Genomic DNA, 14630 nt, shown 5'->3' with positions numbered 1-14630 from the left:
TGCATGCGTCTGTTTCGTTCATTGTTCCTGATGCTTACGCTGGTCGCCCCGGCCGCGTTTGCAGACGGTGCCTATCAGGTCGAGATGATTCTGTTTCGTCAGAGCGGCGAGCCGGCTGCAACCCGCCAGTTGGCACCTGAAGACTGGGACGCGGGCGCCCAACGGATTGGCCCGGAGAACGAACGCAGTCCTGCGCTGAATGATCTGGCCGGTAAACTGCAAGGCAGCGGCAGCTACGAGGTGCTTATGCAGCGCGCCTGGCAGCAGACCCTTGGCGCCGAGCCGAGCAGGATGGCAGTTACCAAAGGTCAGGAGCAACTGGGGCACTTCCCTGTCGAGGGCACGATCAGCCTGGCTCTGGGGCGCTTTACTGACATTGATGCGCAGTTCTGGGTCAATCAACTGGACGCGCACGGCGTGGTGGTGAGCAGCGAACGCTTGAAGCAGAACGCCCGGGTCAAGAACGGTGAGCTGACTTACCTGGACAACGGCAATCTGGCGCTGCTGATCAAAGTTTCCCCACTCTGATAGGTATGTATTCAAGGGGCGCTGCGGCGCTCCCTTTCTTTTGAGCATCGCTGCGGCGTAGGGCTTTTTAAAACTTGTCGTCCATTCTCGAAAAAGTCCTCGCTTCGGCCTGGACAGACTTATTCAACGATCGAACGCTTGAGCGAGGGCTCGACTATGCCCGGCAGAAACGTATTGTGCTGGAAGACTCCAGCCCGCAGATCATCCGTACCGCCTGCCGCGGCTCCAGCCTGGAAATCTATACACAGACCCTGCTGTTCAAAGACCCGGATCGTTATCAGAATTACCTGACCTGCAAATGCACCTGCCCGGTTCGCAACGACTGCAAGCACTGTGTGGCGGCGCTGTATTTCCTGCAGGACCCGCAAAACAAATCGTTGTTGCAGGCTGCTCTTGGCGCACAACATCGCGAGATCGAACAAAAGCCGAGACTGCCTGAGCGCCTGATCGACAACCTTCAGCCCAAGCCGCGGCTGATTCTGGCCAGCATAGAATTCAGCGCTTACGAGCCGCGCAACGGCCGCATGCAGCGCCACATTCAGCACCGCGCCGCACTGGCATTTGCGTATGGCAAGCATTACGCCGTAGGCACCACCAATGTCAGCATTCTGGTGAGTTCGCTGGGCAGTGATCTGGTCAACCAGAAAAGCGACATCATCGAGCACACCGAAACTGAAACCCTGCGCATCCGCCGTCAGGGCGAGCAGGAGCGCCAGCTTCGCCAGCAGCTCGCCGACCTGGGTTTCAAGGTAGCGACGCGGCAGAGCAAGGCCCTGCCCGACAGTGCGGGCGACATGTATGAACTGCCCAACGACAAGGCCTGGCTGCATTTTGTACTCGACGACCTGCCGCGCCTGCGCGAGCAAGGCTGGGAGATCGAGATTCAGGACGAGTTCGGCTTCGACGTCACGCCAGTGGATGACTGGTACGCCGTCATCGACGAAGAGACCGAGCGCGACTGGTTCGATCTGGAGCTGGGCATCATCGTCAACGGCGAACGGCTCAGCCTGCTGCCAATTCTGATCAACCTGATTCGCACCCATCCTGAGCTGATGAACCCCTCAGCTGTTGCCAAACGGGGCGACGAAGAACAATTGCTGGTGCAGCTCAATCACTTTACGGTGAGCGGCGGCGCGCCGGTGCAGATTGCCCTGCCCTATGGTCGGCTCAAGCCGGTACTGGCAACACTTGGCGACTTCTACTGGCGCCAGGACGGCAATAATGCGCTGCGCATGAGCAAGGCCGACGCCGCTCGCCTGACACAGCTCGAAGACCTTCCTCTGACCTGGCAAGGCGGCGACCGGTTGCGGCATTTTGCCGAGCGCCTGGTCAACATCAAGGACGCGCCGATCAACGTGCCGGAGGGCCTGAACGCCACATTGCGCCCGTACCAGCTCGAAGGCCTCAGCTGGATGCAATCATTGCGAGAACTGGAAGTCGGCGGCGTGCTGGCTGACGACATGGGTCTGGGCAAGACCCTGCAGACCCTGGCTCACCTGTTGATGGAAAAACAGGCCGGACGCCTTGATCGTCCAGCGCTGGCCGTCATGCCCACCAGCCTGATCCCCAACTGGCTGGACGAGGCGGAGCACTTCACGCCCGAGCTCAAGGTGCTGGCCTTGTATGGCGCCAATCGTCATCAGGACGCGAACAATCTCCAGGACTACGACCTGATCCTGACCACCTACGCACTGCTGCCGCGCGACCTTGAACTGCTCCAGAAACAACCATTGCATGTGCTGATTCTCGACGAAGCGCAATACATCAAAAACCCCAACAGCAAAGCCGCACAGGCCGCCCGTGAACTCACTGCCCGACAACGCTTGTGCCTGAGCGGTACGCCGCTTGAAAACCATCTCGGCGAGCTGTGGTCGCTGTTTCACTTCCTGATGCCCGGCTGGCTGGGTAACAGCAAGGAGTTCAACAGCAACTACCGCACCGCCATCGAGAAGCATGGCAACCAGGATCGCCTGCAACACCTCAATGCTCGCATCAAGCCGTTCCTGCTGCGTCGCACCAAGGAGCAGGTCGCCACCGAGCTGCCACCCAAGACAGAAATCATTCACTGGGTGGACCTCAACGACGCGCAACGTGACGTTTACGAAACCGTGCGCCTGGCGATGGACAAGAAAGTCCGCGACGAGATCACCCGCAAGGGCGTCGCGCGCAGTCAGATCATCATTCTGGAAGCGCTGCTCAAACTGCGTCAGGTGTGCTGCGACCTGCGGCTGGTCAACGATGACATGCCCGTCAACAGCAAACAGGGCACATCGGGCAAGCTCAACAGCCTGATGGAAATGTTCGAAGAGCTGCTGGCCGAAGGACGCAAGATCCTGTTGTTTTCGCAGTTCACCTCGATGCTGACGCTGATCGAGGGCGAACTCAAACAGCGCGGTATTGCCTATGCGCTGCTGACGGGTTCGACCCGCGACCGGCGCACGCCGATTCACGACTTCCAGAGCGGCAAGCTGCCCATCTTCCTCATCAGCCTGAAGGCAGGCGGTACCGGCCTCAACCTGACGGCTGCCGACACCGTGATCCACTACGACCCCTGGTGGAACCCGGCGGCTGAAAATCAGGCCACTGACCGTGCCTATCGTATCGGTCAGGACAAGCCGGTGTTCGTCTACAAGATGATTGCGCGCGGCACCGTCGAGGAGAAAATCCAGCGTCTGCAACGAGAAAAATCCGCGCTGGCGGCTGGAGTTCTCGACGGTCGCACCACCGGCGACTGGAAGTTGCGCGACGAGGACCTGCAAGCGCTGTTCGCGCCCCTGCCCCTGGCGCCGAAGAAGACCAGAAAATAGCCGCCGAAGGTGCGCGCGCAAGCTATCATCAGCAGCGCTCGCACCCTCGACCTCAAGGACTTCTCATGCGTACCCGATTATTGACTGCAATGGCGGTCATGCTGGGCTCTGCCCTTTTCAATCAGGCCCAGGCCAGCGGCGACGACTCGTGCTATCCGTCCTGGACGCTCATCAAGGAAGATCTCGACCCCTTCAGCAACCTGGCATTCCTGAGCCCCGGCAATGACAGCGAGGTCAACCTTCGACTGTTGCTGGCCGATAGCGGCGTGGACACGCTGCAATTGCCGGCTGCAAAGGGCGTCGAGCTTGACGAGGGATATGGACAGGTGCCGTTTTCACTGTACCGTTTCGCCGCAAACGCATCACTGGAAGAAAGCACAGGCCGCTCGGCATCTGAAAAAAACCCGACTTCGCCGCTGACATCCCTGCTTGCAAACCTCGGGCTGACACGTGACGCAACGCCTGCTGCCGGTGACGCGTTTCTGGACGGGGAAGGCAGTCGCTGTCGCAGCAATTCAGACGCCAGCGCCGAGGCGTTCATCGAGCAAGTAACAGCGAGCCCGAACCTGCCTGATAACGAGCGCAAAGCCCTGGCAGCCAGCCGGTTGCAGATGCTCGAAGCCTGCAACTGGGACGCCGAAGCCCTGCAAGCGCTGCAGCCCAAAGACATCCAGTCCGATACGGGCAAGGCATTCGCGCGCTACCTGCAAGCCGCCACCCAGTTCTATAACGGACAGTTTGATGAAGCAGTAGCAGGCTTCAATGCGTTGACCAGTACTTCCCAGCCGTGGCTCAAACAAACGGCCCTGTACATGAGCGCACGTAGCAAATTGAACGCTGCCACCGAGGATGTGTTCGACGAATACAGCCAGTTGCAGCGGGACAAGGTGGACCAGCCCTATCTGCAAGAGGTGGAAAAAGCCTTCAAACACTATCTCGACACCTACCCGGACGGCGATTATTCGGCATCGGCGACTGGCCTCCTCAGGCGTGTCCACTGGCTAGCAGGGGATGACGCACAACTGGTCGAGGATTATGCCCGGCAGTTCAAACGCAAACCCGATGACACTGACGCTCCGGACATAAATCCGCTGGTCAATGAGATGGATCGCGCAGTTCTGGGCAGTGATCGGCAAAACCTCAGCGCGCCATGGATGCTGGCCATCGTCGACCTGATCCAGATGCGCGAAACCGCAAACCCACGCCTCACCGCAGCCGATCTGCAGGCTCAGCAAGCACGCTTCGCTGAGCAACCGGAACTCTACAGTTACCTGCAAGGGGCATTGGCGCTTTATGTAGAGGATGACGCCGAACAGGCCCTGAAATACCTGCCCACCGACCTGCCAGAACATCTGGGCTATGTGACGTTCAGCCAGCATCTGTTGCGAGGCCTGGCGCTTCAAGCACGCCAGGACTTCAAGGGCGCACAAGCCCTGTGGCTGCAGATGCTGACCCGCGTCGACCGCCCGCTGCAGCGCGAGCAACTCGAAATGGCGCTGGCCATGAGTTTCGAGCGCGACGAGCAAGTGTCGCGGATATTCGCGGCAGACTCGCCGATCAAGACCGGCAAGGTGCGCAGCATTCTGCTCGGTCATGTTGCCGATGCCGACCTGCTGCGTCAGCAAACCACGGCTGGACTGGATGAAACAGAACGCAATACGGCGCTGTTCGTGCTGCTATACAAGGACCTGATGCGCGGTCGCTACGCGGACTTCGCCCAGGACTTGAAACGCTTGCCTGCGACACTGCCGGAGCAACGCCTCGGCTACAGCCTGGGCTATACCTACGAACAGGGGCCGACCCTGAAATTGTTTCAGTGGCAGGGTGACAAACCCGAGTCTGGCTATTCCTGCCCCACGGTTATCCAGACCGCTGCAGCGTTGGCCAACGACGCCAAAGACCCCAAAAGCCTGAACTGCCTGGGCGAGTTCATTCGTGCCAACAGTCTGGACGGCATGCCGCTGGACAAGCGACGCCAGGCCGACAGCCTTGGCGGCACAGCACCGGGGTTTGCAGGAGAAGTGTTCTCGCGGCTGGACGGTTACAAAGCGGTGATCGCCAACCCCAGGGCGCCACGCGACGAAAAAGCCTACGCGCTGTATCGGGCAGTCAACTGCTATGGTCCATCGGGCTACAACACCTGTGGCGGTAAAGAGGTTGAGCCTGCGGTGCGCAAAGCCTGGTTCAAGCAGTTGAAGAAGGATTTCGCCAGCACTTCATGGGGTAAAACGCAGCAGTATTACTGGTAATGCAAGGCGGTTTCTGGCGTTGTCTGGCAGCGCTGTGGCTGCTCGGTTGCAGCACTGCGTGGGGAGCGGTAGACGCGGATGACTATGACGCGTTCTGGCTGTGGGCAGGCGTCAATCATCAGCCAGTGATCGACACGGCGAAAACGCTGTATGTTTTGCAAGGCCAAGTGAGCCATTCGCGTCGCGACCCGCAACAGCGGGTCAACTTCATCGCCCAAGGCCGCTCCATTACCCGTCTGCCTCAGGACCAGCTGTGGCTGGTCTATCGCGCGCACACGCTGCGCTGGCCCGAATCGGTGTACCGGCGCATGTTGGGGCAGGTGCAGCGCTGGCGGGCCGCAGGCAACAACGTGGTCGGCATCCAGATCGACTTCGACGCCCGCACCCGATACCTGAACGAATACGTCAATTTTCTACGTGACCTGCGTCAGCGCATGCCGGGCGAATACCGTCTGAGCATCACCGGCCTGATGGACTGGAGCAGCAATGCAGACATGAGCGCAATCAGTGATCTCAAGGGTGTGGTGGATGAGGTCGTGGTGCAAACCTATCAGGGACGCCACAGCATCCCCGACTATGCAACCTACCTGCCGCGCCTGAGCCGCATGGGCCTGCCGTTCAAGATCGGCCTGATTCAGGGCGGCGACTGGCAGGCACCCGACTACCTGGTCGACAACCCATGGTTCAAGGGCTACGTGGTCTTTCTGCAGAATCGCGAACTGCAAAGACCCTAGCGCGGCGCGCTTTGCAAGATTTCAGCGGTCGCAAGCACCGTCGCATATTCCCCATGCAGATTGGCCAGTGACATGGCGTGAACCTCTTCTGCACTGCGTGGCGTGCCGAAAAAGTCCGGCTGATCAAACGTGAAGCAGGCATCATGCGCAACGATCACCTCGAACCCGAGATTGCCACCACTGCGCGCAGTGGACTCCACAGAGTTATTGGTGACCACACCGACAATCACGATCTGCCGGATGCCGTCGGCACGCAGCCACATCTCGAGAAACGACCCGCAGAACGCATCCGGCACGTGCTTGCTCAGCTCACGCTCGTCATCCTGAGGCAAAAAAGCTGGCTGGTAATCGACACCTGACTGCTGTGGCCAGAACACCGAAGAAGGCGAAGTCGAAAAATGCCGGACATGGATCACCGGGCGACCGGTCTCTCGCCACGCACTTAGTAGCCTCGAGATCTGCTCCTCGGCGTGGGGGTTATTGCGGCGACCCAGTTTCGGGTGATTGATGCCCTGCTGCATGTCGATCAGGATAAGTGCACTGTTACCGTGTATGCCCATGCCTTGAAATAACTCCCGGATTCTGCCGATCAGATGAGATCAGAGCCTCTTCAGAGACTCCTTTGCCTGAGGCGGCCATTATGGTGTGGCCCCGCCTGGAAAGCACTGAACTGCCGAGCCAACTCCTGCCCGGCAAACTGCTCGATCAGAAAGTCGACGAAAGCCCGCGTCTTGCCAGGCAGCAGCTTGCGCTCGCTGTAGTAGAGCGAAATATTGCCATCATCCACAAACCAGTCAGGCAAGACCCGAACCAGGCTGCCGTCATGCAGGTGCGGCAACGCGAAAGGCATGCTGACAAGCGCAATCCCCAGAGCCTGCTGCGCCGCAGCGCAGGCGGCCTCGGAATCGCTCATGGTCATGCGCACGTTCAGGCTCAACGGGCGCGGCTCCAGATCGCGATGGCTCAATGGCCAGGATCGAATACGACCGGTTTGCGGCGAGCGAATCAGGATGCCCGCCAGCGCCTGCAAATCTTCAGGCTCATGGATGCGCGGGTGCTGCACCATGTAATCCGGCGATGCCACCAATATACGGTGCGCCGGTGCCAACCTGCGTGCCACGACGCCGGGGGGCAATTCGAAACCGCCGCCGATGGCTGCATCGAACCCCTGTCCGATCAGGTCCACCTGACGATTGTCGAAATGCCAGTCCGGTGTGATCTGCGGGTAGCGTTTCAGGAACTCGCCCAGCATTGGCAAAACATACAGCCGACCGAATACTGTCCCCATGCTGACCTTGAGCGTACCGACTGGCTGCCCCTCGGCCGATGCGATCGTCGCCAGCGCATTCTGAATAGTGTGAAAGCTGACACTGACTTCCTGCAAAAAAATCTGCCCGGCCTCGGTCAATGTCAGGCTGCGAGTACTACGCTGAAACAGCCGAACCGCCAGCGTCACTTCAAGTCTAGCGACACTCTTGCCAACGGCAGCAGGCGTCAGCCCCAGACCACGCGCGGCTTCGGCCAAGCTGCCCGCTTCAGCGCTACGGATAAAACACTCGATGTTGCTGAAGTTGTTCATGGCTGACGATTCGATACTTTTGGTTTACACAGCGTATCTCGATTACAGCCTACTCAGGGATCAATAGCCACTGGATACTGGCATCACCTGATACCTGCCTACTGGAGAACATGATGACCCAACACCTCAACCTTGCTGACAAAGTGGCCTTCGTACAAGGAGGCTCACGCGGCATCGGCGCCGCCATCGTCAAGCGCCTCGCCAAAGAAGGCGCAGCGGTCGCCTTCACCTATGTGAGTTCCGAATCCACCGCGCTTGACGTGCAGGACAGCATCAAGGCCAACGGCGGCCACGCACTTGCCATCCGAGCCGACAGCGCCGATGAAAAAGCCCTGCGCCAAGCCATACAGACTGCTGCGCAGACGTTCGGACGCCTGGACATCCTGGTCAATAACGCTGGCGTCCTGGCGATCGCCCCCCTGAACGAGTTCACCATGGAAGACTTCGACAGAACCCTGGCGATCAACGTACGCAGCGTATTCATCGCCTGCCAGGAAGCCGCACGGCACATGGAAGAAGGCGGTCGCATCATCAACATTGGCAGCACCAATGCCGATCGTATGCCCTTCGCTGGCGGTGCAACCTATGCCATGAGCAAATCGGCACTGGTGGGTCTGACCAAGGGCATGGCGCGTGATCTGGGTCCACAGGGCATCACGGTCAACAATGTCCAGCCAGGACCAGTCGACACCGACATGAACCCCGAGAACAGCGAATTCGCAGAGTCGCTCAAAGGCCTGATGGCTATCCCGCGTTACGGCAAAAGCGAAGAGATCGCCAGCTTCGTGGCTTACCTCGCAGGCCCGGAGGCTGGCTACATCACCGGCGCCAGCCTGAGCATTGACGGCGGCTTCGGCGCATGAGCTTGCCGCTGTAACTGCCTGCACGTCCGCCCTCGGCGCCTCTTCACGCGCCGAGGCCGGTCTTGATTCAACCATACACCGGCAAATTTGCTTAACCACATGAAAATTCTGAAAAAAAGTTTTGCGTTAAGGAAAGCTTTCGACTACATTAGCGCGCCTCGACAGACACAACGTTGTCAGCGAGATACGGTGAGGTGTCCGAGTGGCTTAAGGAGCACGCCTGGAAAGTGTGTATACAAGAAATTGTATCGAGGGTTCGAATCCCTCCTTCACCGCCATATTGAGTCAAGCCAAGGCCCCGATTTTCTAACGAAAGTCGGGGCTTTTGCGTTTCTGATGTGCGGACTCAAGGCAACTTCAGGGCAAACCTGATGCGAGGCAAGCAATGAGCCTTCATGGGCCGACAACCTCTCCCCTGCTCTAAAAAACCTTTCGCCATCAAGAACTTCCCCCTCTAAAGTGTCACTTACCAGCGCTACTCAACCTCATTACTGTAATAAGCCAAGCACTAAAAACACGTATCCAGCTCACTGATGTCAGGATAACTTTACACTTTCCTACCCACTGGACATCAAATCATCCTTGACTGGACTATATACTCGGCCCTTAATATCGATCTGCTTCCAATGATGCAACTCCAACTAAACGTCCCCGTCGCCATCATTTAGCAATCAAAATGCCATGAACACACTCTATCTAAAGACATCACATTACAGTCAGCGCTCCGGAGTAAAAGAAGGTGAGCTCGACTCTGTAAATAATGACTTTCATGACTGTAAGGGTATTGGAAAAGGCCCCGTGTTTCTAATCGGATCCGGAAGCTCGGCAACCGACTTCCCCATCAGGGAAATGTCCTGCATACCCATGATCACCATGAATGGGGCTATCTCGATGTTCACTGACGCAGGCGTCCGACCGTTCTTCTACGTGTGTTCGGACAAGGACTTCTGCAAACAGCAACCCGAACTGTTCAGCGCTGCCATGCGCGACAGCGAAAACGTGGCGCTGTGGGATGATCAGTTGCGCGATCTGGTTCAGATACCTTGGGGCCGTGCTTATCCCCTGAAGAAAGCCGAACGGGCATCGCCTTTATCAATACTTATTCGAGATGCTGCAATCGTACGAAAGCATTCACTGTTCAGCCGACGCAGCAGAGACATCGGTTTCAGCAAAGACATGACGCTTGGCTTTTTCGACGCCCGTACTGTGATGTACCTGGCGATACAAATGGCGTATCACCTGGGGTTCGATAAAGTATTTCTGGTGGGCTTCGATTTGAATCAGACGGCTGGAAGGTTTTATGAAACGCCGGGGTGTATCTGCTCACCTTGCGGACTGGATCAGCACTATCACTCCAGAATATTGCCTTCACTGGAACTGATGTCGAAGTACGTTATGGACGAAAACTTCCAGGTCTTTAACCTTTCAAGTGTTTCCAGAGTGCCAGAGGACATTATCCCGAGACTTACTATCGACGAGGTCAGAGCCCTACTCGGCATCACGGGTTTTGTGCATTGATAACGCGAAAGATGCCAACTGATCAAGGGCGCCTCAGCGATTGCCGAGTATTCTTTCACTCACCCTTCACGGATCCGCATACTCGTCACATACGGACCCGCTCCGGCTTTATCAAGCCGCGATATCGTCAGCCTGAAGAGTATTGACGCCCACCAGCTGAATTTCGAAGTCTGCTTTCAGGTCGCCGTTGACGTTGCCGGACAGCACATGATCAACGAAGCGCAATTGGCCGGCTCCAGTGAAGTCTGCACTGCCGATAAACGTAAAAGCATCCAGGTTGGGGGTAGCCACGTTTGCATCAAGCTTGAGAAAGCTCAACTTGTCGCCTTCGCTGTGATTGAAATCAACGATCACATCTTTTGTCTGACCCAGACCCGCTTCGGCCACGCTGTTGAACACAAAACGATCAGCACCGGTGCCGCCGATCAGTGTGTCGGTACCCAGACCGCCCACCAGCTTGTCATTGCCTGCGCCGCCGTTGAGTATGTTGTTCGCGTCGTTGCCGGTCAGGGTGTTTTTGCGGTCGTTGCCCAACACGTTGAACGCGCCCTCACCTTTCAAGTGAACGTTCTCGAAGTTTGCCAATGTACCGGTGCTGAGGTCGATCACAGCAGCGCTGGACGACGTGTTGCTGTACATGACTTTCAGGGTATCGGTGCCTTGATCCGCCAGTTCTTTCAAGAGCGGAATTTCATCCGCCTGATCGACGATATAGGTGTCATTACCCTTGCCACCGATCAAGGTATCGCGACCGCCGCGACCATCAAGTACGTTGTCGAGATCGTTGCCGATCAATGTGTCATCGAAGGCCGAGCCGATCGCATTTTCAATGTGTGCGCCATAGGCAATCGCCAGGCCTGAATCCATCACGGTAGGGCTGTCAGGTGTCTTGTTGTAATCAAGGAACGCCTTGCCGATCTTGCTGAATTCGCCTTCATTAAGGTTGATGCGCACCGATGCCTCCTGATTACTGGCATCAATGGTGTCCTTGCCGCCGGCGTCCCAGATCGTTTCGAACACCGACTGACCCGGCGCCCATTTGTATACGTCGTTGCCTGCGTGATACGACATGTTCGCGCCATACAGGTACTGCATGGTCAGCACATCCAGCAACATGGGCGTGGTCGGCAGGTAGCTGTAATCGTTCGTGTAGCTCATCAGCGTATAGCTGGCATCTTCGTACTTGGGGTCCAACAGAACGTCGTTGTACTGAGATTCTTCAAAGGGGTGTTTCAAGCCCAGTGCATGTCCCATCTCGTGGATGAAGGTCATGTAACTCAGCGAGCCCTTGACTGGAGAAGACGTTACGTCGGGACCGATCCAGACATCACCGGAGCGGGCCACATCGCCCGGTGCATAAGCCTGGCCCATTTCCTTGCCGACAAGCCCTTTGAAACCGCCAAAACGTATGTCTCCGACATTGGTCGCGGTGTCTTCTACCTGCGTGAAGGTGATATTCGCGACAGCGCTCCACGCATCCAGCGCGCTCTTGGCAGCCGCTTCCTGAGCTGGCGTCAATGAAAAAGCGTCGCCTGGCTCCTGAGACCGACTGTAGTCAGTGGCATAAACAGAATTTGCAGTGTGAAAACTGTAAGTCAGGTGAGCACCACTCGGCGCACCGGGCGTCCAGTATGGCCCCCAGAGCAAGCTGGTCACGCGCGCATCCGGCGCTTCTTCTTGCAACAGATCTACCGGAGTTGAACCATTCGGGCTGGGCATCGACGCTTCCTTGAAAGGTATTAATTTAAATAGCAACCATCAACACCACATAGAGTGGAACTGTTTGATGACAACTTGAATATCATGTTAATGGAACCGAATACTCTAACAACACAGGTCAATCGCACGACAGAGTGCATCAATTGCCGAACAAAAGTAAAACTTTTTATCGAAAATCCGCGCTCTTGATGGATCCAATATATCGCCTTCCGCCTAAAATATTACTTAAAGCCAGGGAACAAAACCGCTAAAACAAAGGCTTTAACGCTGCCACCCTGTTATATGACAAACGCCATAAGAAGCGCCAAACGACCTACCCACTTACAACTAAAAGCTGCTGTTTTTTTCAGCAACCTCCCGATGAATTTTTTTACCATCACGTCAATTAACTTTTTATTTATAAAACTCCACCCACATGGGTCAGGGACTTTTCCATTCAGGCAGAACGGATGAGTCGAAGTGCTTCAGCTATCGCCGATGGACACGGAACTGATAGCTCTGCACATCATGCAAAAACGCCGCTACTTTTGATGGGTCACCCAGCCGCATGCGGCTCTTGACCGCACCAACATTCATCCGGATTTCTGCCTGCTCCAGGACTGGGTTAAATTGAACGCTTTGGACAGAGGTCGTTGGACCCCACATGGAATATTCGTGAAGAAAATTGCACTACTGATGCTGGCGCTGACAACCCATACGGCAGCAAGCGCTGCAGGCGATGCACAGGAAGGGAAAGGGGTGTACACACGCTTGTGCTCTGGCTGCCACAAGATTGGCCCGTCAGCGCGCAATGCGTTCGGCCCGCCACTAAATGGCATCATCGGACGTAAGGCCGGGCAACAGGAAGGGTATGTCTATACGCAGGGGATGAAGGATTCGGATATCACCTGGACCCGCGAACAACTGCGCAGTTACATCAAGGACCCAGGCAAGGTGGTCCCTGGCACGCGCATGAAGCTGTGGTGGATGGGGAGTGATGAGCGCATGGAAGTCTTGCTGGAATACCTGGACGCCAACAAGTAGCGCGTGGTGATCAAGCGCCCCCGGATCAGACCGGGGGCAACCGATTATTTTTCAGAATTATAAGGAGGGTAATCGTCCTTGGTACCTTCCTCGTTAGCCTGTGGTTTTGCAGGCTCGGTTGGGTCCATTTGCGGATCTTCTGCGTCTGGCGATTCCGTATCGAAATCAGGCTCGTCTTTACTGCTGCCGTTTGCCTTATTGTCAGTCATGTTCGCCTCCGTTATATAAAACCAAAACCTGTTCTTCAGAGGCCGTTGATGCGCAGAGGTGCGACAAGACTGACGAACGGGCCTCACCGGACACCCCGTTCATTCAAAAACGATACTCTGGCCACGCCTGCGGACAGCTGGTAGCCTCCCGCGCGACAGGGAGATAAACCATGAAAAGGCTTTCTATGGCAGTAGCATTGTCTGCGTTTGCGGCAACGGGCCTCGCACAGGGCGAGATATTCAAGTGCACCGCACCCGACGGCAAGGTGAGCTTCACGTCGTTGCCGTGCGACAGCAGCTCGCACAGCGCCGTTCAGCGCCCGGGCCCGCCCAGAATAATGGGCCAGGGCGAACCGGCCGACCTTGCTCACACACTCAATCTGAAAGCTACCGAGTACTTGAAGGTCAGCGGCCGCGCTAAAGTGACTGTTTACGAGACCGAACGCTACAAGGCTTTTCAGAAGAGCCATCCGCCGCCGCCAAACGTCGCATCGCAGTGCCGCAGCCCTCTCTATGACAGCCAGTGCTTTGATCCATCGGGCGGGACTTCTTCGAAGCCCCGTGGATCAGTCGAATCGCTGGCTGATCATTGAGCAAAGGCTTCAATCACTCCACACGAACTTCGCTGATCTGAATGACCGGTATCAGGTCCGTGTAATTGATGATGTCGGCGTTGATGCGTTCGGCGTGTGGACCCATACCAGCCTGAAAGGCTTCGATCGACTCGCAGAAGATATGGCACATGCCAATGTACAGCGGATCGGAACCCGGCGTTGCGCCACCCAGTCCCTTGTCGACGCTGTAGCGCGTGCAATGCTCGCCCATCAAGGACTGCACCAGCGGCATATGCTGGTCACGGTAGTAATCATGGTCGAAACGGGCATCTTTCTGATACGGATAAAGCACGCTGACTTTGATCATGTTGATCTCCTGCTGATAAATGGTTCCTGGGTAACTCTACCGCGATTATTTGCGGCAAGTGTTATGACATCATTGGCACGCATTTCTCTGCTCCCTCACAATCTCACCCTCCCGTGGGGCCGCACATGATTGCAGCCTGACCATCAGAACAGTGTGAGGAACCGGTATGAATGCACTTGAGTGGAACGAGGCCGCGCTGGCGAAATACCTCTCGACCCATCCGACCCTGAAGGATGAAATCAGCAGCCTCAGCGTCGAAGAGCAAAAGCAGCAGTTGCAGTGGGCGTTTGAAGATGAGGCGGACAGTCAGGGCATCGAACCCTGGGAGTTGGCGCTGGAGCTGATCGCAGAGTCACCAGAACAACTCAAGAGCATGCGCCTGGAAGCTCATGCCCAAGTGGCCGAGGCGCTCGGAATGGACTGGGGCGAGTATTGCGAACTCAACGAAATCCAGCCCTGACCTGGGCATACCATTACTTA

14 protein-coding genes and 1 tRNA gene are annotated in these 14630 nt (G+C 56.8%); 10 read left to right on the top strand and 5 right to left on the bottom strand.

Annotated features, from left to right (window positions below; translation table 11 throughout):
• The first annotated feature begins 3 nt into the window (after positions 1-3).
• The 4 genes from KDX37_RS05785 (at position 4) to KDX37_RS05770 (ending at position 6318) form a co-directional block, all read left to right on the top strand.
• Positions 4-528 (top strand): CsiV family protein, encoded by a 525-nt coding sequence (locus tag KDX37_RS05785; RefSeq protein WP_231651725.1) that lies wholly within the window; start codon positions 4-6, stop codon positions 526-528.
• Between the two features lie 74 nt (positions 529-602).
• On the top strand, positions 603-3335 hold the full coding sequence (locus KDX37_RS05780) for a DEAD/DEAH box helicase (RefSeq protein WP_231651724.1): 2733 nt from the start codon (positions 603-605) through the stop codon (positions 3333-3335).
• Positions 3336-3400: 65 nt separating this feature from the next.
• Entirely contained in the window at positions 3401-5584 is a 2184-nt protein-coding gene (locus KDX37_RS05775; RefSeq protein ID WP_231651723.1) for an outer membrane assembly lipoprotein YfiO, read from the top strand.
• Complete coding sequence (locus KDX37_RS05770) at positions 5584-6318, top strand: DUF3142 domain-containing protein (protein ID WP_231651722.1); 735 nt, start codon at positions 5584-5586, stop codon at positions 6316-6318. Before KDX37_RS05775 ends, KDX37_RS05770 begins: the two co-directional genes overlap by 1 nt.
• Here KDX37_RS05770 and KDX37_RS05765 read toward each other — a convergent pair.
• A complete protein-coding gene (locus tag KDX37_RS05765; protein WP_231651721.1) occupies positions 6315-6878 on the bottom strand; it encodes a cysteine hydrolase family protein in 564 nt (187 codons plus the stop codon). The genes KDX37_RS05770 and KDX37_RS05765 overlap by 4 nt on opposite strands.
• Before the next feature lie 50 nt (positions 6879-6928).
• Positions 6929-7897 carry a LysR family transcriptional regulator gene (locus KDX37_RS05760; protein WP_231651720.1) on the bottom strand — a complete coding sequence of 323 codons (969 nt, stop codon included), beginning with the start codon at positions 7895-7897 and terminating at the stop codon, positions 6929-6931.
• 113 nt (positions 7898-8010) lie between these two features.
• On the opposite strand from KDX37_RS05760, the gene KDX37_RS05755 reads away from it, so the two are divergent.
• The 3 genes from KDX37_RS05755 (at position 8011) to KDX37_RS05745 (ending at position 10278) form a co-directional block, all read left to right on the top strand.
• On the top strand, positions 8011-8760 hold the full coding sequence (locus tag KDX37_RS05755) for a 3-oxoacyl-ACP reductase family protein (protein WP_406641351.1): 750 nt from the start codon (positions 8011-8013) through the stop codon (positions 8758-8760).
• 188 nt (positions 8761-8948) lie between these two features.
• Positions 8949-9038: transfer RNA gene (locus KDX37_RS05750), tRNA-Ser, on the top strand.
• Between the two features lie 403 nt (positions 9039-9441).
• On the top strand, positions 9442-10278 hold the full coding sequence (locus tag KDX37_RS05745; protein WP_231651718.1) for a lipopolysaccharide biosynthesis protein: 837 nt from the start codon (positions 9442-9444) through the stop codon (positions 10276-10278).
• 111 nt (positions 10279-10389) lie between these two features.
• On the opposite strand, the gene KDX37_RS29400 is transcribed toward KDX37_RS05745, so the two are convergent.
• A complete protein-coding gene (locus KDX37_RS29400) occupies positions 10390-11997 on the bottom strand; it encodes a M10 family metallopeptidase (RefSeq protein WP_264759150.1) in 1608 nt (535 codons plus the stop codon).
• Positions 11998-12651: 654 nt separating this feature from the next.
• Between KDX37_RS29400 and KDX37_RS05730 the strand changes: the two genes are divergently transcribed.
• Complete coding sequence (locus KDX37_RS05730) at positions 12652-13020, top strand: c-type cytochrome (RefSeq protein ID WP_231651717.1); 369 nt, start codon at positions 12652-12654, stop codon at positions 13018-13020.
• Positions 13021-13064: 44 nt separating this feature from the next.
• Here KDX37_RS05730 and KDX37_RS05725 read toward each other — a convergent pair whose 3' ends face one another.
• The gene (locus KDX37_RS05725) at positions 13065-13229 is read right to left on the bottom strand and encodes a DUF6021 family protein (protein ID WP_231651716.1); all 165 of its coding nucleotides are present in this window, start codon (positions 13227-13229) and stop codon (positions 13065-13067) included.
• A 170-nt stretch (positions 13230-13399) separates the two neighbouring features.
• Here KDX37_RS05725 and KDX37_RS05720 point away from each other — a divergent pair, with 170 nt between their 5' ends.
• A complete protein-coding gene (locus KDX37_RS05720; protein ID WP_231651715.1) occupies positions 13400-13822 on the top strand; it encodes a DUF4124 domain-containing protein in 423 nt (140 codons plus the stop codon).
• 13 nt (positions 13823-13835) lie between these two features.
• Here KDX37_RS05720 and KDX37_RS05715 read toward each other — a convergent pair whose 3' ends face one another.
• The gene (locus tag KDX37_RS05715; protein ID WP_231651714.1) at positions 13836-14150 is read right to left on the bottom strand and encodes an EthD family reductase; all 315 of its coding nucleotides are present in this window, start codon (positions 14148-14150) and stop codon (positions 13836-13838) included.
• 166 nt (positions 14151-14316) lie between these two features.
• On the opposite strand from KDX37_RS05715, the gene KDX37_RS05710 reads away from it, so the two are divergent.
• The gene (locus KDX37_RS05710) at positions 14317-14610 is read left to right on the top strand and encodes a DUF6388 family protein (RefSeq protein ID WP_231651713.1); all 294 of its coding nucleotides are present in this window, start codon (positions 14317-14319) and stop codon (positions 14608-14610) included.
• Positions 14611-14630 lie beyond the last annotated feature (20 nt).

It is taken from the genome of Pseudomonas californiensis (assembly GCF_021147775.1).
In the GTDB taxonomy this organism is placed as follows: Bacteria; Pseudomonadota; Gammaproteobacteria; order Pseudomonadales; family Pseudomonadaceae; genus Aquipseudomonas; species Aquipseudomonas californiensis.
Note: the sequence above shows the minus strand (reverse complement) of the source record. Positions and strands in the feature narration are given on the sequence as shown.

Excerpts from the sequence above, each read along its gene's own strand:
- KDX37_RS05785 (WP_231651725.1), top strand. The coding sequence starts at position 4 with ATGCGTCTGTTTCGTTCATTGTTCCTGATGCTTACGCTGGTCGCCCCG.
- KDX37_RS05775 (WP_231651723.1), top strand. The coding sequence starts at position 3,401 with ATGCGTACCCGATTATTGACTGCAATGGCGGTCATGCTGGGCTCTGCC.
- KDX37_RS05770 (WP_231651722.1), top strand. The coding sequence starts at position 5,584 with ATGCAAGGCGGTTTCTGGCGTTGTCTGGCAGCGCTGTGGCTGCTCGGT.
- KDX37_RS05765 (WP_231651721.1), bottom strand. The coding sequence starts at position 6,878 with ATGGGCATACACGGTAACAGTGCACTTATCCTGATCGACATGCAGCAG.
- KDX37_RS05760 (WP_231651720.1), bottom strand. The coding sequence starts at position 7,897 with ATGAACAACTTCAGCAACATCGAGTGTTTTATCCGTAGCGCTGAAGCG.
- KDX37_RS05755 (WP_406641351.1), top strand. The coding sequence starts at position 8,011 with ATGACCCAACACCTCAACCTTGCTGACAAAGTGGCCTTCGTACAAGGA.
- KDX37_RS05745 (WP_231651718.1), top strand. The coding sequence starts at position 9,442 with ATGAACACACTCTATCTAAAGACATCACATTACAGTCAGCGCTCCGGA.
- KDX37_RS29400 (WP_264759150.1), bottom strand. The coding sequence starts at position 11,997 with ATGCCCAGCCCGAATGGTTCAACTCCGGTAGATCTGTTGCAAGAAGAA.
- KDX37_RS05725 (WP_231651716.1), bottom strand. The coding sequence starts at position 13,229 with ATGACTGACAATAAGGCAAACGGCAGCAGTAAAGACGAGCCTGATTTC.
- KDX37_RS05720 (WP_231651715.1), top strand. The coding sequence starts at position 13,400 with ATGAAAAGGCTTTCTATGGCAGTAGCATTGTCTGCGTTTGCGGCAACG.
- KDX37_RS05715 (WP_231651714.1), bottom strand. The coding sequence starts at position 14,150 with ATGATCAAAGTCAGCGTGCTTTATCCGTATCAGAAAGATGCCCGTTTC.
- KDX37_RS05710 (WP_231651713.1), top strand. The coding sequence starts at position 14,317 with ATGAATGCACTTGAGTGGAACGAGGCCGCGCTGGCGAAATACCTCTCG.